Below are 25,280 nucleotides of genomic sequence, written 5' to 3'. Positions count from 1 at the left end.
GAGGAAGCACGAGACGTGGGCCTGTTCGACAAGTTGATGCACCTGGGCGAGGGACGCCAGATCAAGCGCCTCGAGGCGATCGCCAACCAGGTGAACTCCATCGAGTCCGAGTTCGAGGCCATGAGCGACGAGGAACTGCGCGGCATGACCGCCGAGTTCCGCACCCGCCTCGAGGCGGGCGAGACGCTCGACGACCTGCTCCCCGAGGCGTTCGCGACGGTGCGCGAGGCGTCCCGGCGCGTGCTCGGCAAGCGACACTTCGACGTGCAGCTCATGGGCGGGGCAGCCCTGCACCAGGCCAACATCGCCGAGATGAAGACCGGTGAGGGCAAGACCCTGACCGCGACGCTGCCCAGCTACCTCAACGCGCTGACCGGCAAGGGCGTCCACGTCGTCACGGTGAACGACTACCTGGCCAAGTACCAGTCCGAGCAGATGGGCCGCGTGCACCACTTCCTGGGCCTGGAGACCGGCGTCATCCTGCAGCACATGACCCCCGCCGAGCGCCGGGTTGCCTACGCCGCCGACATCACCTACGGCACGAACAACGAGTTCGGCTTCGACTACCTGCGCGACAACATGGCCCTGTCGCTGGAGGACTGCGTCCAGCGCGGCCACCACTACGCGATCGTCGACGAGGTCGACTCGATCCTGGTGGACGAGGCGCGTACGCCGTTGATCATCTCCGGCCCCGCCGAGGACAACAAGCAGTGGTACCCGGTGTTCGCCCGACTGGCGAAGCGGATGATCCGCGACACCCACTACGAGGTCGACGAGAAGAAGAAGACCATCTCGGTCCTGGAGCCGGGCATCGGCCTGGTCGAGGACCGGCTGGGCATCGACAACCTCTACGAGTCGGCCAACACGCCGCTGATCAGCTACCTGAACAACGCCATCAAGGCCAAGGAACTGTTCGCCCGCGACAAGGACTACATGGTCACCGGTGACGGCGAGGTCGTGATCGTCGACGAGTTCACCGGCCGCACGCTGGCGGGCCGGCGCTACTCCGAGGGCCTGCACCAGGCCCTGGAGGCCAAGGAGGGCGTGGAGATCAAGGAGGAGTTCCAGACCCTCGCCACGATCACGCTGCAGAACTACTTCCGCATGTACGACAAGCTCGCGGGCATGACCGGTACGGCCAAGACCGAGGAGAGCGAGTTCCAGAAGATCTACGGCCTCGGCGTGCTGCCGATCGCCACCAACCGACCGATGGTCCGCGTCGACCAGCCCGACCTGATCTACCGCACCGAGGACGCCAAGTTCGACGCGGTCGTCGCCGACGTCGTGCAGCGGCACGAGGCCGGCCAGCCCGTCCTGCTGGGCACGGCGTCCGTGGCCAAGTCGGAGCTGCTGAGCAAGCGCCTGGTCCGGGCCGGGGTGCCGCACGAGGTGCTGAACGCGAAGAACCACGCGCGCGAGGCCGCGATCGTGGCCCTCGCCGGGCGCAAGGGTGCGGTCACCGTCGCCACCAACATGGCCGGTCGAGGCACCGACATCATCCTGGGCGGCAACGCCGAGTTCCTCACCGACGCGATGCTCCGCGAGAAGGGCCTCGACCCCGTCGAGGGCCCCGAGGAGTACGAGGCCGCCTGGGCCGAGCTCTACCCGCAGGTCGAGGCGCAGTGCGACGCCGAGCACGCCGAGGTCGTCGAGCTGGGCGGCCTGTACGTCGTGGGCTCCGAGCGCCACGAGAGCCGCCGCATCGACAACCAGCTGCGCGGTCGCTCCGGCCGCCAGGGCGACCCGGGTGAGTCCCGGTTCTACCTGTCGCTGCAGGACGACCTGATGCGCCTGTTCCAGGCCGACCTCATCGAGCGCGTCCTGCTGGCCCTCAACGTCCCCGACGACGTTCCGATCGAGAACAAGCAGGTCACCAACTCCGTCGCCAAGGCGCAGGAGATGGTCGAGAGCCAGAACTTCGAGATGCGCAAGAATGTCCTCAAGTACGACGACGTGATGAACCGCCAGCGCCACACCATCTACGGCGACCGCCGCCGCGTGCTCGAGGGCGCCGACGTCGACACCCGCCTGCGCGACGCGACCGGCAAGGTCGTCGAGCAGGTCGTGCGCAACCACACCGAGGGCTTCGCCGAGGACTGGGACCTCGACTCCCTGTGGTCGCAGCTGCGCACCCTGTACCCGGTGGGCCTGGACCAGGCCGACTACGAGGACGGGTCGGCCACCGCCGACCAGCTCGTCGACGACTTCCTCGCCGACGCCGACCGCGCCTACGACGCCCGCGAGCAGCAGCTCACGGCGCCGATCATGCGCGAGGTCGAGCGCCGCGTCGTGCTGTCGGTGCTCGACCGCAAGTGGCGCGAGCACCTCTACGAGATGGACTACCTGCGCGAGGGCATCGGCCTGCGCGCCATGGCCCAGCGCGACCCGCTCATCGAGTACCAGCGCGAGGGCGGCGACATGTTCAACGCCATGATGGACGCCTTCCTCGAGGAGTCGATCGGCTTCGTGTTCAACCTCGAGGTCAACGTCACACCGCAGCAGGCCGCGCCCCAGGTGGGCGTCGTCCGGGACGCCCAGGGTGCGGCCGTCGACGTGGCCGGTGCCGCGCGCCAGCTCACCTACTCCGGCCCGGAGGAGGGCGGCGGCGTCGAGGTGCACACCGAGGACGAGACCGGTGCCGAGGTGGCGACGGACGACGCCGAGGCCGTGCAGCCGCCCGTGCCCCCGCAGAACCGCAAGCAGCGCCGCTCCAACAAGAAGCGCCGCTGATCCTCACGAGCGGGCGGCCACCCGCCCGTCGGGGGCGAGGGCGGCCTCCAGGACGGTGACGGCCCAGCGCCGTGGCCGGCGCTCCAGGCGCAGGGCGAACGCGGCGCACCGCCGCGGGGACGCCAGCCTGCCCGTCGCCTCGACGACCCCGTCGCGGGGGCTCTGCAGCCGCAGGCCTGCCAGCCGCATGCCCTCGGCGGCACCGCTGCGCACCAGGTGGTCGAGCAGGTGGGCCACGCGCGGCACCAGCGCCGGCCGCACCTGGGCCGGGTTCCGATTTCCGGCCAGTACCTCGGCGAGCGCCCGTGCGATCGTGACCGCGGCACGTTCGGCGTCGGCGGCCACCCCCTCGGTGGTCGTGGTGGGCGCCGCGTCGTGCTCGCCCGGCAGGGGTTCCTGGGTCGGGGCGTCCTCGGCTGGCGGTGGCACCAGGCGCAGCAGGGGCGGCCGGGTCGAGGGGGCCGACGGCGGCGCCAGGGGGGTGGCAGGCAGGCTCATGACCCCACTGTGCGCGGGATCGGTGTCCCGGAGCCAGAGACTGGTGGCGCCCCTTGTGGATGGCGCGTGAGACGATGGGGCCATGCTCGTCTTCGTGCCCCTGGCCCCCGCCGACCTGGCGGACTGGGCCTCCACCGGCGTTCGTGACGTGACCGGCTTCGCCGCGACGCCCCTGTTCCTCGAGGCGTTCGGCCTGGGTGGGCCCGAGGGCGAGGACACCGACCTGACCCTGCTCGAGGTCGCCGGGGTGGCGGGGATGCTGGCCCACGGCGTCCGGCTCGTGGCCGTGTGCGAAACCGACGCGGCCGGCGCGGAACCCGCCGAGTTCGGCGCGGTGGTGGCCGAGCGCGTCGCCTGGTCGGCCGTGGAGAGCCTCTTCGCCGACGACGAGGCGGGCGCCGCCAAGGCCACGGCCGCGCGGGCCGCCGTGGGGGATACCGACCTCGACGCGGCGTGGGAGGCGGACGAGGTCAGCGACCTGCTGCGCACCACCGAGCTGCTGTGGCACGGTTCCTCCGAGTGGGAGCGCCTGTCACACTAGGGGGCATGCCTCGTAGCTTGTGGAAGGGTGCCGTCAGCTTCGGCCTCGTCACGATCCCGGTGAAGCTCTACAGCGCCACCGAGGAGAAGGACGTCACGTTCCGGCAGGTGCACCCCAAGGACGGCGGACGCATCAAGTACAAGCGCGTCTGCGAGGTGTGCGGCGAGGAGGTCCCCTACGCGGAGATCGCGAAGGGGTACGAGTCGGCCGACGGGCGGATGGTGATCCTCGAGGCGTCCGACTTCGACGACCTGCCGCTGCCCACCGCCAAGCAGGTGGAGATCGTCCAGTTCGTCGAGCTCGACGAGATCGAGCCGACGGCGTTCAACAAGTCCTACTTCCTGGAGGCCGAGGGCCCCGGGGCCAAGCCCTACGTGCTGCTGCGCGAGGCGCTGCGCAAGGCGAAGAAGGTGGCCGTGGTCAAGGTCGCGCTGCGCTCGCGGGAGTCGCTGGCGCTGATCCGCGCGACCGACGAGCTGCTGGTCCTGCACACGCTGCTGTGGCCCGACGAGCTGCGCGACGGCTCGTTCGCGGCGCCGTCGGACGAGATCAAGGCGTCCAAGGGCGAGGTCGACATGGCCAAGATGTTCATCGACCAGCTGACCGCGCCGTACGACCCCGAGCAGTTCACCGACTCCTACCGCGAGGCGCTGGAGGCCGTGGTGGCGGCGAAGCTGGGCGACGCCCCGGCCCCCGAGGCGACGGAGGAGCCGGCGGCCGGCGGCGGCGACGTGGTCGACCTCGTGGCGGCCCTCAAGGCGTCGGTGGAGGCCGCGAAGAAGCGCCGGGAGGCCGCCGCCAAGGCGGGATGATTGCGCGTCGAGGCGCGTGAGCGCGCGAGGTTTCCCGGCGGCGCGGGGTCCCGTGTGGGGATCGTCCGGCGCGCGTGCCTAAGATGAATCCCATGGACGCCGTGACCCGAGTTCCCGTGCCCGTCAACGAGCCCGTGCTGGGCTACGCCCCCGGATCGCCCGAGCGCGCCGAGCTCGAGGTGCGCCTGGCCGAGCTGGCCGGCGGCGGGCCCATCGCCCTCGACGCCTGGATCGGCGGTGAGCGCCGCCCCGGCTCCGGCGGCGACACCTTCGAGGTGACCATGCCGTCGGACCACGCGCACGTGCTGGGCGTGGTCGTGCAGGCCGACGGCACCGACGCCGAGGCGGCCATCGAGGCCGCGCTGGCGGCCGCGCCCGCGTGGGCGGCCCTGCCGTTCGACCAGAAGGCCGCGATCTTCCTGCGCGCCGCCGACCTGATCGCCGGGCCGTACCGCGCCACGATGAACGCCGCCACGATGCTGGGGCAGGGCAAGACGGTGCAGCAGGCCGAGATCGACTCCGCGTGCGAGCTCGTCGACTTCCTGCGCTACAACGTGGCCTACGCCCAGCAGATCATGTCCGACCAGCCCGACAACGCCCCGGGCGTGTGGAACCGGATGGAGTACCGCCCGCTGGAGGGCTTCGTGTACGCCATCACCCCGTTCAACTTCACCGCCATCGCCGGCAACCTGCCGACCTCGGCGGCCATCATGGGCAACCCGGTGGTCTGGAAGCCCGCGCTCACCCAGACCTTCGCCGCGCACTTCCTGGTGGAGGTGCTGGAGAAGGCCGGCCTTCCCGCCGGCGTGATCAACATGCTGCCGGGCCACGGCAAGGAGATCTCCGACGTCGTCCTGAGGCACCCGGCGCTGGCCGGCATCCACTTCACCGGCTCGACCGCGGTGTTCCAGGGCCTGTGGGGCGAGGTCGGCGCCAACATCGCCGGCTACCGCTCCTACCCGCGCCTGGTCGGCGAGACCGGCGGCAAGGACTTCGTGCTCGCGCACCCGACAGCCGACCGCACAGCCCTGGTCACCGCGCTGGTGCGAGGCGCCTTCGAGTACTCAGGCCAGAAGTGCTCGGCCGCCTCGCGGGCCTACATCGCGGCCTCGGTGTGGGAGGACATCCGCGACGACCTGGTCGCCCAGACCGAGGCCCTGGCGGTCGGCGACGTCCGCGACCTGGCGAACTTCACCTCGGCCGTCATCGACGAGCGCGCCTTCACCAAGCTCGCGAAGGTCATCGACACCTGCAAGGCCGACGCGACCATGGAGGTCATCGCCGGCGGGACGTACGACCGCTCCAAGGGATGGTTCGTGCGGCCGACGATCGTCACCTCCACCGACCCGAAGGCCGACATCTTCGTCACCGAGTACTTCGGCCCGATCCTCGGCGTGTACGTCTACCCCGACGACGAGTTCGAGCAGGTCATCGAGCTGGTCGACCAGGCCTCGCCCTACGCGCTGACCGGGGCCGTCTTCGCCACCGACCGCGCCGCGGTGGACGCCGCGCTCGAGGGGTTGCGCTTCACCGCCGGCAACTTCTACATCAACGACAAGCCGACCGGCGCGGTCGTCGGCCAGCAGCCGTTCGGCGGCGCGCGCGCCTCGGGCACCAACGACAAGGCCGGGTCGATGTGGAACCTGATCCGCTGGGCGAGCCCCCGGGCGATCAAGGAGACGCTGGTCCCGCCCACGTCCACGGGCTACCCGCACATGCGGTGAGCGGGCGGGCCCGCGTCAGCGGGTGAGCCAGGCGCGGCCGACGCGGGCCTGGACGTCCAGCGCCTCGAGGATCGCGGGGGCCGCCTCCTTCTCGATGCGTGCCCCCAGCAGCGGGATGCGGACGCTCAGGTCGCCGGCGTGGTCGATCACGCTGCCGGACGCCGTGGGCTCCAGCCGGACGGTGCCCTCGAACGTCACCGGCTTGCCGGGGACGGTGATCGAGAACGTCCCCGACCGGGCCCCGTCGGCGTCGACCGGGCCCCAGCGCACCTCCTGGACGATCGCCAGCCGCTCGCCCACGAACGGGCGCACCTCCGGCGGCGCCTCCACCGACGCCTCGACCGCGGTGTGGTCGGAGGACGCGGCCACCCGGGCGTCGGGCGACCCCATCTCGGCGGCGGCGTGGCGGAGGAACGCCTCGTCGGTGACCATGGCGTACACGTCGGCGGGCGGTGCCGGGAACTCCTGACGGCTGGTGAGCTGCATGCCCCGATTATTGCGGTCGGAGGCGGTTTGCGCCGTGACGTTCCCAGCGGACGCGCCGCCAGCTACTGTGGATCGCCACTGGCAACGCAAAGGAGCGGGACCGCATGTCATCCGTCGTCGGGACGTCTGAATACCTCGCGCAGGTCGCCGAGGACCTCGCGCAGATCACCACCACCCCCGACCCCGAGGCGTTCGTGGGCGCCTACCTGGGGCAACACGTGGTCGGCGACGACGGCAGCGTGCCGGTCGGCCGCGCCGGGCGCCAGGCGGCCGCTCACCTCGACCTGGGCCGCACGCGGCACCGGGGCGAGGACCTGGTGGCGCTCTCCACCCCGAGCGAGAAGGCCGACGGGTGGAGCGCGGGCGGCTCGACGCTGCTGCAGGTCGTCACCGACGACCGGCCCTTCATCGTCGACACGGTCTCGACCGCGCTGACCGAGCTGGGCTGGAGCATCCGGGCCGTGCGCCACCCGATCCTGGTGGTCCGGCGCGACGCGCACGGCGTCCTCGCCGGCGTCGCCCCGCACGGCACGCCGGGTGGCGGCGAGCCGGAGTCGTGGATGACGGTCGAGGCCTACCCGCCCTTGGGCACCGCTGCCGAGGACCTGCGACCCGCCACAGTGGCCCGCGTGCAGGAGGGCCTGGCGGCGTCCCGGCTCGCCCACGACGACGACGGGCTGATGCACGACCGCCTCCTGGACGCGATCCACCACCTCGAGGAGACGCCACAGCCCGTGGTGGCCGCGTGGGTGCGCCGGATCGGCGACCTGCTGCGCTGGATGGCCGACGACCACTTCGAGCTGCTCGGCTACCGCGAGTACACCGTCGACGGCGACACCTTCACCCCGGTCGAGGGCACCGGCCTGGGCCTGCTGCGCGATGCCGGCCCCGACGTGTTCGACGCACGGCAGATCACCGAGGGACCCGAGGTGATGGTGGTGACCAAGGACTCCCGGCACTCGCCGGTGCACCGGGCGGGCTACCTCGATTACGTCGCGATCCGGGACTACGACCGACAGGGCCGCCTCGTGGGGGAGCGCCGGTTCCTGGGCCTGTGGTCCTCCCGTGCCTACTCCGAGCCGGTCGAGTCGATCCCGCTGGTCAAGGACAAGGCCCAGTGGGTCTGGGAGGCCCTCGACGTCGACCCCTCCTCGCACAGCGGCCAACTCGCCCGCGAGGCGATGGCGTCGCTGCCGCGCGACAACTGGTTCGCCGACACGGTCGACGACCTCGTCTCCCTGGTCCGCCGGATCGCCGGCGTCCACGAGCAGCGGCACGCCCGCCTGCTCGTGCAGCGGGCCCCGCACGGCCGGTTCTGGTCGTGCTTCGTCTACGTGCCCCGCGACCGGTACCGCACCATCACGCGCGAGCGGATCACCGCGCTCCTGAAGGATCGCCTGGGCGGGGAGAACATCGACTTCCGGGCCCTGGTCAACGAGAGCTCGATGGCCCGGCTCCTGCTCATCGTGAAGCGCCCCGACGGCGCCCCCGAGCCCGACCTCGACCTGGCCGCCCTCGAGGCGGAGGTCGTCGCGGCGACCCTCACCTGGGACGACGAGTTCAACGTGGTCGCCGACGCGCTGCCCGCCGAGGAGCGCGGGGTCGAGTTCGGCGAGGCCTACGAGTCGGCCTACACCGCCAAGCAGGCGCTGGCCGACCTCCGCCTTGCCAACACCATCACCTCCGACGACGACCTGCGGTTCGCGCTGTTCAAGCCCGACCGCGACGACGACCCGGCCGACCTGCGCTTCAAGGTGATCACCAAGGGCACCATGTCGCTGTCGCGCGTCATGCCGCACCTGGACGCCCTGGGCCTGCAGGTGATCGACGAGCGGCCCTTCAGCTGGGACCTGCGCGGCGACGTGGTGAACGTCTACGACTTCGGGTTCATGCTGCCCCCGGGCCAGACGTTCGACGACTGGCAGCTGCACGACCGCGCCCGGTTCGCCGAGGCGTTCGAGGCGTCCTACACCGGCCAGGCGCATGCCGGCCAGATGAACCGCCTCGTGATGGGGGCCGGCCTGACCTGGGTGCAGGTCTCCTGGCTGCGCGGCATCGCCCGCTACCTGCAGCAGGCCGGCATCCCCTACAGCCAGCAGTACGTCGCGGCCGCACTGAACGCCAACCCCGAGATCACCGCGGCGCTCGTGGCTGCCTTCGAGTCGCGGTTCGACCCGGCTCAGCACCCCAACGACGACGCGCGCAACGAGGACCACGACCTCGAGGTCGGCGAGATCCTGCGGGCGCTGGACGCCGTCGAGAGCCTCGACCAGGACCGCATCCTGCGCATGTTCGTCGCCGTCATGCGCGCCATCAAGCGCACCAACGCCTTCGCCGAGGACCGCCCGGCGCTGGCCTTCAAGATCGCCCCCGGCGAGCTGGACCTGCTGCCCGAACCCCGCCCGGCGCACGAGGTGTTCGTGTACAGCCCGCGGGTCCAGGGCGTCCACCTGCGCTTCGGGTCGGTCGCCCGCGGCGGCCTGCGCTGGTCCGACCGTGCGGAGGACTTCCGCACCGAGGTGCTGGGCCTGGTCAAGGCGCAGATGGTGAAGAACACCGTGATCGTGCCCGTGGGCGCCAAGGGTGGCTTCGTGCCGGCCCGCCTGCCCGACCCGCGCGTGGACCGCGCGGCGTGGCTGGCCGAGGGCACCGCCTGCTACGAGATCTTCATCTCCTCGCTGCTCAGCCTGACCGACAACCTGGTCGACGGCGAGGTCGTCCCGCCGCCGGACGTGGTCCGCCACGACGGCGACGACACCTACCTCGTCGTGGCCGCCGACAAGGGCACGGCCACGTTCTCCGACACCGCGAACCGGATCGCGCTCGAGCGCGGGTTCTGGCTGGGGGACGCCTTCGCCTCGGGCGGGTCGGTGGGCTACGACCACAAGGGCATGGGCATCACCGCGCGCGGCGCGTGGGAGTCGGTCAAGCGGCACTTCTACGAGGTCGGCGTCGACTGCCAGGCCGAGGACTTCACCTGCGTCGGCATCGGCGACATGGCCGGCGACGTGTTTGGCAACGGGATGCTGCTCAGCGAGCACACCCGCCTGGTCGCGGCGTTCAACCACATGCACGTGTTCCTCGACCCGACCCCGGACGCCGCCGCCTCCTTCGCCGAGCGCAAGCGGCTGTTCGAGCTACCCCGCTCGACCTGGGCCGACTACGACGAGGACCTGATCTCCGCGGGTGGCGGGGTGTTCCCGCGGACGGCGAAGACCATCCCGGTCACGCCGCAGGTGCAGGAGGCCTTGGGTCTGGACGCCGGCGTGAAGTCCCTGACCCCGACCGAGATGATCCGGGCGATCCTGCTCGCGCCCGTGGACCTGCTGTGGAACGGCGGCATCGGGACGTACGTGAAGGCGTCCGACGAGACGCACGCCGAGGTGGGGGACAAGACCAACGACGCGGTCCGCGTCGACGGGCGGGACGTCCGGGCGCGGATCGCGGGCGAGGGCGGCAACCTGGGCTGGACCCAGCGCGGCCGCATCGAGTTCGCACAGGCCGGCGGCCGGGTCAACACCGACTTCATCGACAACTCCGCCGGCGTGGACACCTCCGACCACGAGGTCAACATCAAGGTGCTGCTGCAGCCCGAGGTCGCCGCCGGACGCCTCGACCCCGACGACCGCGTGGCCCTGCTCGCCTCGATGACCGACGAGGTGGCCCAGCTGGTGCTGACCCACAACGTGGACCAGAACATCGCGCTGTCGACCGAGCAGGCCCAGGACGACTCGATGGGGGGTGCCCACGAGGCGTGGATGCGCTCGCTGGAGAAGGTGGGCCTGCTCGACCGCGAGCTCGAGTCCCTGCCCAGCCGGGCCGAGATGGCCCGGCGGCTCGCCGAGGGGGAGGGCCTCACCCGTCCCGAGCTGGCGATGCTGCTGGCCTGGACCAAGATCCACCTCGAGGCCCTGGTCAACGACTCCACGCTGCCCGACGACCCGTACCTGGCCGACCGGCTGGTGACGTACTTCCCGCGGCCCCTGCGGAACGACCAGTTCGCCGACGCGTTGCAGGCCCACCCGCTGAAGCGCGAGATCGTCACGATGGTGACGGTCAACCGGTTCGTAAACTCCCAGGGCATCACGGCGTTCAGCCGCCTCGCCCACGAGACCAGCTCGAGCGTCGCCGAGATCGTCCGGGCCCAGCTGGCTGCCCGCACGATCTTCGCCGTGGCCCGCGACGAGCTGGCGGTCGCGGAGGCCGGCGTCCCGGCGGAGGTGGAGCTGCAGGTCCGGGTGGCGCTGCAGCAGATGATCGAGCGCGCAACGCGCTGGCTGCTGCACAACCGCCGGGGCGAGCTCGACATCAAGGGCGAGGCAGCCGTCTTCACCGACGCCGTCGCCGAGGTGTCCTCCTCGTTCGACCAGCTCGCCACGGCGCACCTGCGCGAGCAGACCGAGGAGGCGCGTGCGGCGCTGCTCGCCGCGGGCGTGCCGGAGGACCTGGCGCGTACGGCCGGGCAGGCCCCGTACCTGCACCTGGCACTCGCCGTCGTCGACCTCGCGACCAGGCTCGGGCGTCCGCTCGAGGTGGTGGCGGAGGTGTTCTTCGGCCTCGCCGAGCACCTCGGCCTGGACAAGGTCGCGGACCGGGTCAACGAGCTGCCGCGCACGAGCCGGTGGGACACCATGGCGCGCGCGGCCCTGCGCGACGACCTCACCCGCCTGCACTCCGACCTGGCCCGCGCCGTCCTGGAGCGCTCGCCCGAGGCGACGGCGGGCGCCGACGCCATCGAGGCGTGGGTGGACGCCGCCGGGGGCGTCGAGCGCGAGGCGGAGGAACTGGTCGAGATCGCGTCCGAGGAGGCGACGCTCGCCCGGATGTCGGTGGCGCTGCGCACGATCCGGACCCTCTTGGTGTGAGCCGGCGCCGCGCCTGCCGGGGTGCGGGCGCGGCGTCCGGTTGAATGGGGGGATGCGGATCGACCTGCACACGCACACCCTCGTCTCTGACGGGACGGACACCCCGACCCAGCTCGTCCGCAAGGCGGCGCAGGAGGGTCTGGACGTGATCGGCCTGACCGACCACGACACGTTCGACGGCCTGCGCGAGGCGAGGCTGGCGGGCGAGGAGGCCGGCGTGCAGGTCCTGGCCGGCATGGAGTTCTCGACCGAACGGCGCGGGGCCTCGGTGCACCTGCTGGCCTACGGCTGCGACCCGCACGACGAGGCCCTCCTCGACGAGTTGGCCCGCGTGCGCGTCGGCCGGTCCGACCGCGTGCCGACGATGGCCGCGCGGCTGACCGAGCTGGGCATGCCGCTGACGGTCGAGGACGTGCTCAGGCACGCGACCGGGACCTCGCTGGGCCGCCCCCACATCGCCGACGCGATGGTCGAGAAGGGCTACGTGGCGCACCGGGACGAGGCGTTCAGGCTGTGGCTGCACGAGGGCAGCCCCGCCTACGTCGACCGGTACTCCACGGAGCTGACCCGCGCGATCGAGCTGGTGCGCCGCGCGAAGGGCGTGGCCGTGCTGGCCCACCCGTGGGGCCGGGGCCGCCGGGGCGACCTGCCCGAGGCGTTCCTCGCCGAACTGGTCCTCGAGCACGGCCTGGACGGCATCGAGGTCGACCACCCCGACCACGACGACGACACCCGGGCCGACCTTCGGGCGGTCGCCGAGCGGCTCGGCGTCATCGTCACCGGGTCGAGCGACCACCACGGCCTGGGCAAGCGCAACAACCCGCTGGGGGCCGGCCTGACCCACCCGGACGCCCACGCCGAGATCGTGCGCAGGATCCAGGCCCGCGGTGGCCGCCCTTGAGGACGCCCGGTCGGACGCGGTGCGCAGGGTCACCGTCTGGCACGTTAGGATGGCCCCATGACACGCGGGGGATGGTGGCGGCCGTAACGACGGCCCCGTCCCCCCCACGCACACCACGGCCGTCCAGCGGGCGGCCGTTTTGCGTGCCCGTGGGACCGAACGAACAGGAGTAACCCATGACCGAGCAGGTCACCGCGACCGAGGTCGACACCGAGGCCGCGGACGCCCTGGCCGCCTCGACCTCCGAGGCGTCCCTGCGCCGCTCGGAGGAGCGCAGCCGGGCGATCGAGGACCAGATCGCCAAGGACCCCTCGGGCTTCCGCATGCTCACCGGCGACCGGCCGACCGGCCACCTGCACATCGGGCACTACTTCGGGTCGCTGGCCAACCGGGTGCGCCTGCAGGACGCCGGCGTCGAGACCTTCGTGCTCGTGGCCGACTACCAGGTGATCGCCGACCGCGACGGCGTGGGCGAGATCGGCGACCGGGTTCGTTCGCTGGTCACCGACTACCTCGCGGTGGGCATCGACCCGGCGCGCACGACGATCTTCGCCCACTCGGCGATCCCGGCGCTGAACCAGCTGATGTTGCCGTTCCTGTCGCTGGTCACCGACTCCGAGCTGTACCGCAACCCCACGGTCAAGGCCGAGCACGAGGCCACCGCCGGACGCCCCATGTCCGGCCTGCTGCTCACCTACCCGGTGCACCAGGCCGCGGACATCCTGTTCTGCAAGGCCAACCTCGTGCCCGTCGGCAAGGACCAGCTGCCGCACCTGGAGCAGACCCGCGTGGTGGCGCGTCGGTTCGACGAGCGCTACGGCCGCGTCGACCCGGCCCGCCCGATCTTCCCGCAGGCCGACGCGCTGCTCAGCTCGGGGTCGCTGATCCTGGGCATGGACGGCACCAAGATGAGCAAGTCCAAGGGCAACACGATCGAGCTGCGCATGACCGCCGACGAGACGGCGAAGATCATCAAGCGCGCGGTCACCGACTCCGACCGCCACATCACCTTCGACCCGGTCAACCGCCCGACCGTGGCCAACCTGCTCACGCTCGCGGGGCTGTGCGCCGACCGTGACCCGGCTGCCATCGCCGAGGAGATCGGCGACGGCGGCGGGGGCGGCCTGAAGAAGTACCTCACCGAGGTTCTCAACGAGAAGTTCGCGCCCATCCGCGCCCGCCGGGCCGAGCTCGAGGCCGAGCGGGGCCACATCGAGCAGGTCCTGCGCGCGGGCAACGAGCGGGCCAACGCGGTGGCCGACGCCACCCTCGCCGAGGTCCGGCAGGCGATGGGCATGGTCTACTGATGGAGACCGCGAACCCCACGTGGGTCGTCTCGCGCCGCTCCGGCCGCCGCGGGTTCTGGGGCCTGCTGGGCGTGGCGCTGTTCGGTGCCGCATTCGTCGCGGCGCTGGTGGGGTTCGTCCGGGCCCCGCACGTCGACTCCGGCGTGCTCGTGGCCATCGTCACTCCGTTCCTGGTGATGGCGATCGTGCTCGCCCTGGAGGGCCTGACCCAGGGCATGGTGCGCCTCGACCCCGCCGGTTTCGCCACCCCCCTCGGACGCCGACGCGCCTGGGCCGACGTCCTGGCGATCGGCACCGGCCTCGTCGACGGCCGGGAGACCCCGGTCGTCGCCGTGCGCGGCGGATCCGGCATCGAGCAGGACCTCTTCCCGGGCTTCTCCGACGACGAGGCGCCCCGGCTGGTGGCGGCGCTGCGCGAGCGGGTCGTCCCGGCCGGCTTCGCCTCGGTCGACCCGGGTGCCCAGCACTGGGCCGCCGTGGACGCCGAGGCCGACCGGGCCGAGGCCGTCGTCCGCGACACCGCCGGGCGCCGCCCGGTGGAGCGTGAGCGGATCGAGTTCGGCTACCCGGGCCTGGTGCACGCCGTCCGCCTCGACTACGGCACCAACGACGCCGGCGAGCGGGTGGAACTCATCGTGCGCCAGGGCACCACGCTCGCCCTGACGGCCCACGGACGCCGCTGGCTGCGGCAGGACCGCAAGCGATCGGCCGACCCGGCCACGCAGGTCGGCCTGCTGTTCGGGCCGCACACCACCGAGGTCCTCGGCGCGACCGGCGGCGGGTTCGACCGGCTCGTGGTGCGCGCGGACGGCCACAAGGCGCTGCCGTTCAACGCTGAGGAGCCCGACCGGTTCTGAGGCGCGGCGCGGGCCACCGCCGGGGGTCGAGAGGCCCCCGGAGCACTACTCGGCGGCGGGGGCGCCGGCCTCGCCGGTTCCCCGACCCCGCCCGCGGCCGCCACGACGGCGGCGGCGACGCGGAGCGTCACCCTCGGATGCCTCGATGCCCTGGTCCGTCGACTCGGCCGTCTCGCCGGTCCGGCCGGGCGCCGGGGCCGAGCCCTCGGCGTCCGTCACGACCTCGCCGTTGCGCAGGCGACGGCGGGTGCGGTCGCGGCGCGGACGCTCCTCGCGCGGCTTGCGCGGCGCACGCTCGCTGGGGGCCTCCTCGCGCGGCTTGGCGTCGCGGAGCCGCCCCTTGGTGCCCTCGGGGATGTTCAGGTCGGTGAACAGGTGCGCGCTGGTGGAGTACGTCTCGGGCGGCTCGGGATGGGCCAGGTCCAGGGTCTTGTTGATGACCTTCCAGCGGGTGATGTCCTTCCAGTCCACCAGCGTGACGGCCACGCCCTTGGCGCCGGCCCGGCCCGTGCGGCCGATGCGGTGCACATAGGTCTTGTCGTCGTCGGGGCACTCGTAGTTGATGACGTGCGTGATGTCCGAGACGTCGATGCCGCGGGCGGCCACGTCGGTCGCGACCAGGACCTTGACGCGGTCCTCGCGGAACTTGTTCAGGGCCTTCTCGCGCAGCACCTGCGACAGGTCGCCGTGGATGCTGGTGGCCGAGAAGCCGCGCTCCTCGAGGTCGTCCGCCAGGCGCTGGGCGGCGCGCTTGGTGCGCGTGAAGACCATGACCTTGCCGGCGTGGTCGGCCTGGATGATGCGGGCGACGATCTCGGGCTTGTCGAGGTCGTGGGCCTGGTACACGAACTGGGTCGTGTCCGGGACCGTCATCTCGGCGTCGTGGGCCTCGGCGCGGATGTTCACCGGCTGGGTGAGGTGGCTGCGCGACAAGCCGACGATCGCGCTCGGCATGGTGGCCGAGAACAGCAGCGTCTGGCGGGAGGCGGGGGTGCGGGCGATGAGGCGCTCCACGTCGGGCAGGAAGCCCAGGTCGAGCATCTCGTCGGCCTCGTCGAGCACGAGTACCTTCACGTGGCTCAGGTCGAGGCTGCGGCGGTTGGCCAGGTCGAGCAGGCGGCCGGGCGTGCCGACGACCACGTCGACGCCGCTCTCGAGGGCCTCCAGCTGCGGCTCGTAGCCGACGCCGCCGTAGACGGTGAGGATGCGCGCGTGGCGCACCTGCGAGGCGTCCTTGAGGTCGTCGGTGATCTGCAGGGCCAGCTCACGGGTGGGCGTCATGATCAGCGCCTGCGGCTTGCCCGGGTACTTCAGGTCGGCGTAGCCGGGGTCGGTCGGCACGACGGCCTGCTCGAGGACGGCGATGCCGAACGCGAGGGTCTTGCCGGTGCCGGTGCGGGCCTGGCCGATCATGTCGGTGCCGGCCATCGCGATCGGCAGGCTCATGGCCTGGATCGGGAAGGGGTGCGTGATGCCCTTGCGGGCCAGCGACTCGACGATCTCGGCGCGCACGCCCAGGTCGGCGAAGGTCGGCTGGGGCGCCTCATCGGGGATCTGGGTGGCCTCGGGGGCCTCAGGTGGGGTGGTTTCTGCGGTGTCTGCCTGCTCGGGCAGGGTGGTCTCGGTCAGGGGAGTGCCTCACTACTTTCCGGCCGCGAGGCCGGGCAACGATACCCGTCACCGAGGCGCGACGCGCATGGGTGCGCTCAAGCGGCGGGGACGCACATGTGCCGTGCGTACCCGCCCATGGTAGCGCTCAGGAGGTGAGCGCGCCGAAACCGACCGCTCGGGCGTGCTCGGCACCCAGGTCGACGTAGGCCACCTGCGCGGCCGGGATGAGCACCTTGCGGCCCTTGTCGTCGATCAGCGTGAACACGCCGTTCTTGGCCAGGGCGTCGGTGAGGGCCCCCTCGACCTCGTCGGCCGAGTCCTTGGTCTCGACCACGAGTTCGCGCGCCACGTGGCGGATTCCGACCTTGACTTCCATCTGGACCCCTTCTGAGTGGTTGCGGGTTCACCCTACCCGCGGGCACCGACAGAACCCGGCGCGCTTCGCGCGGGGCGAACGGGACGGGCCGGGGTCAGGCGGTCAGGCGGCCGCGGCGTCCGGTCAGGAGGGGCTCGAACAGGTCGCCTTGCCGCTCGACGCGGGCCAGCACGTCGGCGGAGGTGAAGGTGAGCGGGGCACCCTCGGTGGCGGCCTCGACCTCGTCCCAGGTGAGCGGTGTGGACGCCGTGGGCTCGGCCTTGGCCCGCAGCGAGTAGGCGCACACCGTCGTGCGACCCGGGAGGTTCTGGTTGACGTCGACCAGGATCTTGCCCGCGCGGGCGGCTTTGGCGATCTCGGTGACGAACAGCTCGGGGTGGAGTTCGACCAGCTTCTCCCCGAAGGTGCGCACCCACGGGACGAGGGTGCCGGCGGGGGTCGGTTCCAAGGGGGCGTAGAGCTGGAGCCCCTTGGAGCCGGAGGTCTTCACGAAGGGGGTCAGCCCCGCGTCGGCGAGTTCCCCCGAGATGATCAGCGCGGCGGTCGCGATGAGCGGCATCTCGACGCCCTGGCCGGGGTCGAGGTCGATGACGAGTTGGTCGAGGGGGAGGTCGTCGTCGATGGTGGTCTGCCGTGCGTCGGGGTCGGCGCGCCACTGGTGGGTGTGCAACTCGAGGGCGGCCAGGTTGGCCAGCCAGACCAGCGTGGGGGTGTCGTCGACGATCGGGTAGGTGATGTCCTCGCTGCTGCCGACGACATGGTGGACGTGCACCCACTCGGGTGTCCCGTTGGGGATGTTCTTCTCGAAGAAGTTCGCGGCGTCGGTGCCGTTGGGGAAGCGGATCCGGGTGACGGGGCGTCCGGCCAGGTGGGGGAGCATGACCGGCGCGATCGCGTGGTAGTAGGCGATGACCTCGCCCTTGGTGAACCCGTTCGGGTAGAGCACCTTGTCGAGGTTGGACAGCTTGAGGGTGCGCCCGTCCACCTCGGTCATCACATCGGACATGGGCTCACAGGACGCGCGGCGGCAGGTGGCTGCGGAGGGAGTCGTCGCGCAGGGCCTCGCGCATGCCGTCGCGCACGGCCATCCTGATGACGAAGTAGGCCACGATGAGGCCCACCACGAGCGTCACCAGCGGGATCATCAAGCCGACGAGTGCGAACCACTCGAAACCGTTCATCGCCATGGGCACACGGTACCCGTCTGGGTTGCGGGGTGGGTGATCGGGAGGCTGGACGAAAGCCACTCCACCGGGTGGCTCGGGCACGGGAATTGTCAGAACCTCGCGCGCGAGCCACCCGGTGGAGTGGGTTCGGTCCGCCGGGCGGGGGCCGATCGGGGAATGTCCGAGGCGTGTGCTGGGATGGGGGCCATGGTGAACGTGGTGGCCGACGCGACGGGCCCGGTGCTCGTCCTGGGGGCGGCCGGCACGGGGAAGACGACCCTGCTGGTCGAGGCCGTGGCCGAGCGCATCCGCTCGGGGGTGACCCAACCGCTGGTGTTCGCGGCGACGCGGCAGGCGGCGTCCGAGCTGCGCGACCGCATCGTGCGGGCCGCCGGGCGCACCACGCTGGCGCCGCAGGTGCTCACCATCCACGCGTTCTGCCTGGCGCTGGTGCGCCGCTGGGGCGATGCCGACGACGCCGTGCCCGAACTGCTGACGGCCCCCGAGCAGGAGTTCCGCATCCGCGAGTTGCTCCGCGGCTGGCGCGGCCAGTGGCCGGCCGACCTCGAGGCCGCGGTCGGCACGCGGGGCTTCGCCCAGCAGGTGCGCGCGGTGCTGGCCCGCGCGCGGCAGCTGGGGCTCGGCCCCGAGGACGTGGCGGCCTTCGGGGCCGCCGCGGGCGAGCCGGCCTGGGTGACGGTCGGGGCGTTCATGGCCGAGTACCTGACGATCCTCGACGCCGAGGCCAAGCTCGACTACTCCGAGCTGGTGCACCGGGCGCGCATCCTGCTCGAGCGCGACGACGTGCTCGCCTCGGTGCGCCGCCAGTTCGGCGCGGTCTGGGTCGACGACTGGGCCGAACTCGACCCCGCCCAGATGGAGCTGGTGCGGGCGCTGGTGCCCGACGGCCTGCCCGTGGTGGCGCTGGCCGACCCCGACACGTCCATCTACCGCTTCCGGGGCGCGCACCCCCGGGCCGCGTCCGCGTTCCTGCAGCTGTTCACCGGGCCCGCAGTGACCCCGCGCGTCGAGGTGCTCGGCACGGCATGGGGCCGGTCGCAGGCCCAAGCCGGGGCGCTGGCGTCCCTGGCCCGGCGGCTGGGGGCGCCGGCCGTCGACGCCGACCTGGCGCAGGCCTACCGCACGCCGCGCCCGGCCGGCGCAACCGAGCTGCGCACGGTGCAGGCGCTCACCTTCCCCGACGAGGCGACGCAGGCGCGGCACATCGCCGGCGAGCTGCGCGCCGCCCACCTGGACGAGGGGCTGGCCTGGGGTGAGATGGCGGTGCTGGTGCGGTCGGGGCGCTCCCAGATCCCGCCCCTGGCCCGGGCACTCGCCGACGCGGGCATCCCGGTCGAGGTGGCGGGCGACGAGGTGGGCCTGGCCTCCGAGCTCGCCGTCCGGCCGCTGCTGCTGGCGCTGGAGGTGGCCGGCCGCGGGGGCGTCCCCGACGCCGACGAGGCGCACCGCCTGCTGCTGTCGGGCTGGGGTGGGCTCGACGCGGTCAGCATCCGCACGCTCGGCCGCCTGCTGCGGGGGTCGGACCCCGCAGCCGGCGGCACGCCCGCCCCCACCCTGGTGGCCGAGGCCCTCGGCGGGCTGCGGGCCCTGCCGCCCGAGCAGCCCGAGCTGGAACGCCGCCGGGACCTGCTCGCGTCGGCGGCCCGGCTCGTCGCTGAGGGGGCGCGCCCCGACGAGGTGCTGTGGGAGCTGTGGTCGGGCACCGCGTGGCCCGAGGCACTGCGGGCCGAGGCCCTGCGGTCCGGCGACGGCGCGGCCCGGGCCAACCGCGACCTCGACGCGATCGTGGCGCTGTTCCAGCTGGCGCACGAGTCGCTCGCGCCCGGTGGCGCCGACGGCGTCGCGTGGTTCCTCGCCGAGGTCGCCCAGCAGCAGATCCCGGCCGACAGCCAGCGCGAGTCGGCCGTCTCGGGCCGGGGCGTCCGGGTGCTGACCGCGCACCGGGCCAAGGGCCGGCACTGGGCGTTCACCGTCGTGGCCGGGGTCCAGGAGGGCGTGTGGCCCGACGTGCGCCGCCGCGGGTCGGTGTTCGACGCCCAGCGGCTCACGTCGACCGGCCTGGGCGAGGGCGTCGTGACGCGCGAGCTCGTGGCCAGCGAGCGGAGGTTGTTCCTGCTGGCGTGCTCGCGGGCGCAAGGCCGGCTGCTGGTCACCGCGGTCGAGGGCACCGAGGGGGAGGAGGACCGTCCGTCCCGCTTCCTCACCGAGCTCGGCCTGCCGATCCGGCACATGGTCGACCCGCCCGCCCGGCTGCACACCCTGCGCGCCCTCGTGGCCGAACTGCGCCGCGTGGCCCAGGACGCGGAGCTGTCCCCGGGGCTGCGCGAGGCGGCCGCTGCGCGCCTGGCCACGCTCGCCGACGCGGTCGACGACGACGGGCGGGCGCTGGCGCCCGACGCCGACCCCGCGCGCTGGTGGGGGCTGCTCGACCCGACCGGGACGACGGCCCCCCCGCGCGGCGACGAGATCCGGCTGAGCCCGAGCCAGCTCGAGTCGGTGCTGACCTGCCCGCGGCAGTACTTCCTGGGCCGCGAGGTGAAGGCCGACCCCCCGCGGGGCTCCACCACGATCCTCGGCTCGGTGATCCACGCGGTCGCCGAGCGCGCGGCCACGGGGGAGCTGACGCAGGCCACGGCGTCCGAGCTGCTGGACGAGGTGTGGGCGACGATCCCGTTCCCGGCCGCGTGGCTGTCGGCCTCCGAGCGGGCCGAGGCCGACGCCGCGGTGGAGCGGTTCGTGGCCTGGCAGGCCGGGCACGAGCACGCCGACGTGGTCGGGGTGGAGGTGCCGTTCCGCGCCGAGGTCGAGGTGGACGGCGAGACGGTGGTGCTGGCGGGGTCGGTGGACCGGCTCGAGCGCACCCCGGCCGGGGACCTGCGCGTGGTCGACTTCAAGACCGGCCGGTCGCTGCCCACGGTGGCCGATGCGGCGGCCAGCCCGCAGCTGGGGGTGTACCAGCTCGCCATCGAGCACGGCGGCTTCGATCAGCACGCGCCGGGGGCGCACGCGGTGGGCGCGAGCCTGGTCTACCTGCGGCACGACGGCTCACCGGGCTGGCCCAAGGATTTCCGGCAGCCCTCGCTGGCCGAGAAGCCGCACCTCACCGACGACCCCGAGGAGCGGGCCTACCCGACCTGGGTGCACCACAAGGTGGCGCAGGCGCGGCGGGTGCTCGCCTCCGGCCGGTTCGACGCGCAGCCCGGCGGGCACTGCCAGTGGTGCCCGGTCCGGTCGAGCTGCCCGGCCCGCAGCGGGCAGGTGGTCTGACGTGGCGCGCTTCACCGACCGGTCCCAGGTGTCGGACGCCCTGGGCATCCCGTTCTCCGACCAACAACTCGACGCGATCACCGCCCCGCTGGAGCCCGGCGTCATCATCGCCGGCGCGGGGTCGGGCAAGACCACGGTGATGGCCGCCCGTGTGGTGTGGCTCGTGGGGACGGGGCAGGTGCGGCCCGAGCAGGTGCTGGGGCTGACGTTCACCCGCAAGGCCGCGGCCGAGCTCAGCTCCCGGGTCCGCGAGGCGCTGGCCCGGGCCGGGGTGGTCGACACCGACGGCATCGACGACGCCGGGGAGCAGCTGATCATGACCTACGACGCGTTCGCCGCCCGGCTGGTCGCCGACCACGGGCTGCGGATCGGGGTCGAGGGCGACGCGCGGATGGTGACGGGGGCGGCCCGGTTCCGGATCGCCTCGCGGGTCGTGGCCGCGGCGCCGGGGCCGTTCCACCAGGTCGCCCGGCTGCGGCCCGACTCGGTCACCGACAAGGTGCTGGCCCTCGACGGCGACCTGGCCTCGCACCTGGTCGACCCGGCCGACCTCGTGCCGCACGCCGAGGAATTCCTCCGCGACGTCGAGCAGTCGCCGCGCTCGCGGACCAAGGACCTCTACGCGTCGATGAAGAAGGCCGCCGCGGTGGCCGCCGAGCGGGTGGAGCTGGCCGGCCTCGTTGAGGGCTACCAGCGGGCCAAGCGCCAGCTGGGGGCGGTGGAGTTCGCCGACCAGATGGGCGTGGCCGCCGAGCTGGCCCGCCGGGTGCCGGCGGTGTCGGCCCTGCTGCGCGAGCAGTTCGCGGTGGTGCTGCTCGACGAGTACCAGGACACCTCCTCGGCCCAGGCCGAACTGCTCAAGGCGCTGTTCTCGGGGGCGACCGCCGCCGACGGGCGCGGGCACCCGGTGACCGCGGTTGGTGACCCGTGCCAGGCGATCTACGGCTGGCGCGGTGCGGCCGCGGCGAACATCATCACGTTCGCGCACGAGTTCCCGCAGGCCGACGGCACGCCCGCCACCCCGTACGCCCTCACCGTGAACCGCCGGTCGGGCCAGCAGATCCTGGACGCCGCCAACGCCCTGTCGGCGCCGCTGCGCGCCGACGAGGAGCTGCAGTGGGACGGCATCGACACCGACCTCGTCGCCCCGCCCGGCACGCCGCCCGGGGACATCCGGGTCGCCAGCTTCGACACGTGGCCCGACGAGGTGCGGTGGGTCGCCGACGACATCGCGGCCGCGCACGACTCCGGCCGGGCCCGGGCGTGGTCCGACATCGCGGTGCTGGCCCGGCGCAACGCCCACATCCGGCCGCTGTACGCCGAGCTCGTCGCCCGCGGGATCCCGGTCGAGATCGTCGGCCTGGACGGGCTGCTGCAGGTGCCCGAGGTCGCCGACGTGGTCGCGGTGCTGCGCGTGCTCGGCGACGCGACGGCGAACCCCGACCTGGTCCGGGTGCTCACGGGCCCCCGCTGGGCGATCGGGCCGGCCGACCTAGCGGCCCTCGGGCGTCGTGCCCGCGACCTGGCCGGCGCCCCGTCCTGGGACGACGTGCCCCCCGCCGAGCAGATCGCGCGCATCATCGACACCACCGAGGCCGCCCATGCCCCGAGCCTCGCCGAGGCGCTCGCCGACCTCGGGGACGGTCCGTACACGGCGGAGGGGCGCCGGCGCATGGCGGCGTGCGCGGCCGAGCTCGCGTCGCTGCGCGCCCACGCCGGGGGGCCGGTCACCGACCTGGTCCGGCGCGTGGTCACCAGCCTGGGGCTGGAGGTCGAGCTCGCGCTGCGCGGCCCGGGCGGCACCCGCCAGCTGGACGCCTTCGTCGCGCAGGTCTCGGGCTACACCGACGTGGACGGCGACGGGTCCCTGACCGGGCTGCTCGCCTGGCTGGCCGCCGAGGAGGACCGGGGGGTGGGCCTGGAACAGGCGGTGCCCACGGCGTCCGACTCGGTGAAGCTGCTCACGATCCACAGGGCCAAGGGCCTGGAGTGGGAGGACGTGTACCTGCCCGCGCTGGCCGACAAGGTGTTCCCCTCCGACCGGGTGCAGGGCAATTGGCTCAGCGCCTCGGCCGTGCTGCCCGCTGACCTGCGCGGCGACGCGGCGAACGTGCCGCAGCTGACGGACGTGTCGGATGCGGCCAGCAAGGGCTACGCACAGGCGCTGAAGGACGAGGCCCGCCGGGCCGACGACCGGCTCGCCTACGTCGCGGTCACGCGGGCGCGCCAGCACCTCGTGGCCACCACCCACGCGTGGAGCGACCTGAAGAATCCCCGCCAGCATTCGCCCTACCTGCGGGTGCTCGAGCGGTTCGCCGCCGAGGCCACCCACGCCGAGGTCTCCGCCGAGAACCCGCTCTTGGGTGAGGGCCGGGGCTTCCCGTGGCCGGCGCCGATGGACGCCGCCGCCCGGGCCCGCCGGGCCGAGGCGGCGGCGTCCGTGGAGCGGGCGCGGGCCGGCGACCGGCCCGACCCCGACGGGTTGCTGCTCGACGAGGCGGCCGTCGTCGCGACGTGGGACGCGGCAGCCGACCAGCTGCTGGCCGAGGCACGCCTGCGCCGGGCGGACGCCGGGGTGGCCCTTCCGCCCTACCTGTCGGCGACCGCCCTGATCGCGCTCGAGGACGACGCCGAGGGTTACCTCGCCGCCCTCGCCCGGCCGATGCCCCGCCCGCCCCGCCGGGCCGCCCGGGTGGGCGAGCTGTTCCACGCGTGGCTCGAGCGCCGGTTCGTGGCGACCCCCGCGCTGCTGGAGGACCCCGACGAGGACGTGGCCACCGACGCCGACCTCGCCCGGTTGGTGGCCGCGTTCGAGGCCGGTCCCTTCGCCGACCGGACGCCGCACGCCACCGAGGTGCCGTTCTCGCTGTTCCTCGCCGGCCAGGTCGTGCGGGGGCGGATCGACGCCGTGTTCACCGACCGGGGCCGACCCGAGGTCGTGGACTGGAAGACCGGCCGGGGCCGGGCCAACCCGCTGCAGCTCGCCGTCTACCGGCTCGCGTGGGCCGAGCTGAACGGGCTGGCCGTCGACGACGTGGACGCCGCGTTCTTCGACGTCACCCGCGGGGTGCTGGTGCGGCCGTCCGGGCTGCCCGACCGCGCGGGGCTGGAACGCCTGGTGGGCAGGCTGACGCCCACTCGCTAGGGTCGGCCCCATGGAACCGTGGGTCTCGACGAGCCTGCTCGAACGCGTGCTGGACGGGCGCCTCGACTCGGCCTGGGTGGCCGAGCAGTGGCGGCACACCGGCGCGCGCGTGATCGGCGTCGACGACCGGTCGAACGTCTCCTCCGACGACACGGGCGACCAGCTGCGCTGGATCACCCCCGGCGGCGCCTACGACCCCGAGCACCACTTCCTCATCGGCTCGGTCGACGGCGCCCCGTGGTTCGCCGTCGCCGCGACGCCCGAGGGGCCCTCGGCGTCCCTGCGGCAACTGGGCGGCGTGCTGCCCGAGACCGAGGCCGACATCGCCACGACCGCCGTGGCGCTGGTCAACTGGCACCGGGTCGCCCCCTACTGCGGGCGTTGCGGTGCGCTCACCGAGGTCCGCGAGGGCGGGCACATGCGCTGGTGCGAGGCGTGCCAGCGGGCGCGCTTCCCGCGCACCGACCCGGCGGTGATCGTCGCGATCCTCGACGACGCCGACCGCCTGCTTCTGGGCCACCACGCCGGGTGGGAGCCGACCCGGGTGTCGATCCTGGCCGGCTTCGTCGAGGCGGGGGAGAGCCTCGAGATGGCCGTGCACCGCGAGATCCGCGAGGAGTCGGGCCTCGAGTTGCGCTCGCTGCGCTACGTCGGCAGCCAGCCCTGGCCCTTCCCGCGGTCGCTGATGCTGGGCTTCGTCGCCCGGGCGGTCGGCGCCGAGGTCGCCGTCGACGGCGCCGAGATCGAGTGGGCCAACTTCTACACCGTCGGGGAGCTCGACCGGCTGGTCGACGCGGGCGAGCTGACCCTGCCCATGACGTCGTCCATCGCCTCGCGGATCATCACCGCTTGGCGCGAGGGTCGGCTCACGGCCTGACCTCGTCGCCTTCGTCGACGCTGCACCCTGAGGACAACGGATCGGTCGATCCCTATGCTTGGCTGGCCCACGCCGACCGGCCGGGCAGCGACCGAT

17 protein-coding genes are annotated in these 25,280 nt (G+C 73.1%); 11 read left to right on the top strand and 6 right to left on the bottom strand.

Translation table 11 applies throughout. The annotated features are described in order from the left end of the window. The first annotated feature begins 36 nt into the window (after positions 1-36). The gene (gene secA, locus H5397_RS12285; RefSeq protein ID WP_182817781.1) at positions 37-2,730 is read left to right on the top strand and encodes a preprotein translocase subunit SecA; all 2,694 of its coding nucleotides are present in this window, start codon (positions 37-39) and stop codon (positions 2,728-2,730) included. Positions 2,731-2,733: 3 nt separating this feature from the next. On the opposite strand, the gene H5397_RS12280 is transcribed toward secA, so the two are convergent. Beyond that, positions 2,734-3,228 carry an Rv3235 family protein gene (locus tag H5397_RS12280; RefSeq protein ID WP_182817770.1) on the bottom strand — a complete coding sequence of 165 codons (495 nt, stop codon included), beginning with the start codon at positions 3,226-3,228 and terminating at the stop codon, positions 2,734-2,736. A gap of 82 nt (positions 3,229-3,310) precedes the next feature. Here H5397_RS12280 and H5397_RS12275 point away from each other — a divergent pair, with 82 nt between their 5' ends. From H5397_RS12275 to pruA, 3 genes are all read left to right on the top strand, one after another. Continuing rightward, a complete protein-coding gene (locus H5397_RS12275) occupies positions 3,311-3,769 on the top strand; it encodes a DUF6912 family protein (RefSeq protein WP_182817769.1) in 459 nt (152 codons plus the stop codon). Between the two features lie 5 nt (positions 3,770-3,774). Continuing rightward, positions 3,775-4,581, top strand: a complete 807-nt coding sequence (locus H5397_RS12270; RefSeq protein ID WP_182817767.1) for a Ku protein — start codon at positions 3,775-3,777, stop codon at positions 4,579-4,581. Positions 4,582-4,673: 92 nt separating this feature from the next. Next, the gene (gene pruA, locus H5397_RS12265) at positions 4,674-6,305 is read left to right on the top strand and encodes an L-glutamate gamma-semialdehyde dehydrogenase (RefSeq protein WP_182817766.1); all 1,632 of its coding nucleotides are present in this window, start codon (positions 4,674-4,676) and stop codon (positions 6,303-6,305) included. Between the two features lie 15 nt (positions 6,306-6,320). On the opposite strand, the gene H5397_RS12260 is transcribed toward pruA, so the two are convergent. After that, positions 6,321-6,791: a DUF2505 domain-containing protein gene (locus H5397_RS12260; protein WP_182817765.1), complete on the bottom strand. Its 471-nt coding sequence runs from the start codon at positions 6,789-6,791 to the stop codon at positions 6,321-6,323. A gap of 104 nt (positions 6,792-6,895) precedes the next feature. Between H5397_RS12260 and H5397_RS12255 the strand changes: the two genes are divergently transcribed. The 4 genes from H5397_RS12255 to H5397_RS12240 all read left to right on the top strand — a co-directional run bounded on the left by H5397_RS12255 (position 6,896) and on the right by H5397_RS12240 (position 14,721). Next, positions 6,896-11,656, top strand: a complete 4,761-nt coding sequence (locus H5397_RS12255) for an NAD-glutamate dehydrogenase (RefSeq protein WP_182817763.1) — start codon at positions 6,896-6,898, stop codon at positions 11,654-11,656. A 52-nt stretch (positions 11,657-11,708) separates the two neighbouring features. Beyond that, positions 11,709-12,557 (top strand): PHP domain-containing protein, encoded by an 849-nt coding sequence (locus tag H5397_RS12250; protein ID WP_182817762.1) that lies wholly within the window; start codon positions 11,709-11,711, stop codon positions 12,555-12,557. Positions 12,558-12,733: 176 nt separating this feature from the next. Then, the gene (gene trpS, locus H5397_RS12245; RefSeq protein WP_182817761.1) at positions 12,734-13,864 is read left to right on the top strand and encodes a tryptophan--tRNA ligase; all 1,131 of its coding nucleotides are present in this window, start codon (positions 12,734-12,736) and stop codon (positions 13,862-13,864) included. After that, positions 13,864-14,721: a hypothetical protein gene (locus H5397_RS12240; RefSeq protein WP_182817759.1), complete on the top strand. Its 858-nt coding sequence runs from the start codon at positions 13,864-13,866 to the stop codon at positions 14,719-14,721. The genes trpS and H5397_RS12240 overlap by 1 nt, the downstream gene beginning before the upstream one ends. A 45-nt stretch (positions 14,722-14,766) precedes the next feature. Here the strand turns inward: H5397_RS12240 and H5397_RS12235 are convergent, their stop codons facing one another. The 4 genes from H5397_RS12235 to H5397_RS12220 all read right to left on the bottom strand — a co-directional run bounded on the left by H5397_RS12235 (position 14,767) and on the right by H5397_RS12220 (position 17,895). Continuing rightward, positions 14,767-16,350 carry a DEAD/DEAH box helicase gene (locus tag H5397_RS12235; protein ID WP_375539446.1) on the bottom strand — a complete coding sequence of 528 codons (1,584 nt, stop codon included), beginning with the start codon at positions 16,348-16,350 and terminating at the stop codon, positions 14,767-14,769. Positions 16,351-16,477: 127 nt separating this feature from the next. Then, on the bottom strand, positions 16,478-16,708 hold the full coding sequence (locus H5397_RS12230; RefSeq protein ID WP_182817758.1) for a DUF3107 domain-containing protein: 231 nt from the start codon (positions 16,706-16,708) through the stop codon (positions 16,478-16,480). Between the two features lie 94 nt (positions 16,709-16,802). Beyond that, positions 16,803-17,714: a non-homologous end-joining DNA ligase gene (ligD, locus tag H5397_RS12225; RefSeq protein ID WP_182817755.1), complete on the bottom strand. Its 912-nt coding sequence runs from the start codon at positions 17,712-17,714 to the stop codon at positions 16,803-16,805. A gap of 4 nt (positions 17,715-17,718) precedes the next feature. Further along, positions 17,719-17,895 (bottom strand): DUF6019 family protein, encoded by a 177-nt coding sequence (locus H5397_RS12220; RefSeq protein ID WP_182817754.1) that lies wholly within the window; start codon positions 17,893-17,895, stop codon positions 17,719-17,721. A gap of 186 nt (positions 17,896-18,081) precedes the next feature. Here H5397_RS12220 and H5397_RS12215 point away from each other — a divergent pair, with 186 nt between their 5' ends. Genes H5397_RS12215 through nudC form a run of 3 tightly spaced genes read left to right on the top strand, consistent with a single transcriptional unit; the run spans position 18,082 to position 25,184 of the window. After that, the gene (locus H5397_RS12215) at positions 18,082-21,162 is read left to right on the top strand and encodes an ATP-dependent DNA helicase (RefSeq protein WP_182817753.1); all 3,081 of its coding nucleotides are present in this window, start codon (positions 18,082-18,084) and stop codon (positions 21,160-21,162) included. Position 21,163: 1 nt separating this feature from the next. Then, positions 21,164-24,307: an ATP-dependent DNA helicase gene (locus H5397_RS12210; RefSeq protein ID WP_182817751.1), complete on the top strand. Its 3,144-nt coding sequence runs from the start codon at positions 21,164-21,166 to the stop codon at positions 24,305-24,307. 10 nt (positions 24,308-24,317) lie between these two features. Beyond that, on the top strand, positions 24,318-25,184 hold the full coding sequence (gene nudC, locus H5397_RS12205; RefSeq protein ID WP_182817750.1) for an NAD(+) diphosphatase: 867 nt from the start codon (positions 24,318-24,320) through the stop codon (positions 25,182-25,184). Positions 25,185-25,280: the final 96 nt, after the last annotated feature.

The sequence above is a fragment of the Propioniciclava sp. MC1683 genome (genome assembly GCF_014164675.1).
Taxonomy (GTDB): Bacteria; Actinomycetota; Actinomycetes; order Propionibacteriales; family Propionibacteriaceae; genus Propioniciclava.
This window is presented reverse-complemented; position numbering and strand designations above follow the sequence as displayed.

Bases quoted from the DNA above. Each gene is read 5' to 3' on its own strand.
- H5397_RS12250 (WP_182817762.1), top strand. From the start codon at position 11,709: ATGCGGATCGACCTGCACACGCACACCCTCGTCTCTGACGGGACGGAC.
- trpS (WP_182817761.1), top strand. From the start codon at position 12,734: ATGACCGAGCAGGTCACCGCGACCGAGGTCGACACCGAGGCCGCGGAC.
- secA (WP_182817781.1), top strand. From the start codon at position 37: ATGCACCTGGGCGAGGGACGCCAGATCAAGCGCCTCGAGGCGATCGCC.
- H5397_RS12240 (WP_182817759.1), top strand. From the start codon at position 13,864: ATGGAGACCGCGAACCCCACGTGGGTCGTCTCGCGCCGCTCCGGCCGC.
- H5397_RS12270 (WP_182817767.1), top strand. From the start codon at position 3,775: ATGCCTCGTAGCTTGTGGAAGGGTGCCGTCAGCTTCGGCCTCGTCACG.
- H5397_RS12275 (WP_182817769.1), top strand. From the start codon at position 3,311: ATGCTCGTCTTCGTGCCCCTGGCCCCCGCCGACCTGGCGGACTGGGCC.
- H5397_RS12215 (WP_182817753.1), top strand. From the start codon at position 18,082: ATGGTGAACGTGGTGGCCGACGCGACGGGCCCGGTGCTCGTCCTGGGG.
- H5397_RS12255 (WP_182817763.1), top strand. From the start codon at position 6,896: ATGTCATCCGTCGTCGGGACGTCTGAATACCTCGCGCAGGTCGCCGAG.
- H5397_RS12230 (WP_182817758.1), bottom strand. From the start codon at position 16,708: ATGGAAGTCAAGGTCGGAATCCGCCACGTGGCGCGCGAACTCGTGGTC.
- H5397_RS12280 (WP_182817770.1), bottom strand. From the start codon at position 3,228: ATGAGCCTGCCTGCCACCCCCCTGGCGCCGCCGTCGGCCCCCTCGACC.
- nudC (WP_182817750.1), top strand. From the start codon at position 24,318: ATGGAACCGTGGGTCTCGACGAGCCTGCTCGAACGCGTGCTGGACGGG.
- H5397_RS12260 (WP_182817765.1), bottom strand. From the start codon at position 6,791: ATGCAGCTCACCAGCCGTCAGGAGTTCCCGGCACCGCCCGCCGACGTG.
- H5397_RS12220 (WP_182817754.1), bottom strand. From the start codon at position 17,895: ATGGCGATGAACGGTTTCGAGTGGTTCGCACTCGTCGGCTTGATGATC.
- ligD (WP_182817755.1), bottom strand. From the start codon at position 17,714: ATGTCCGATGTGATGACCGAGGTGGACGGGCGCACCCTCAAGCTGTCC.
- pruA (WP_182817766.1), top strand. From the start codon at position 4,674: ATGGACGCCGTGACCCGAGTTCCCGTGCCCGTCAACGAGCCCGTGCTG.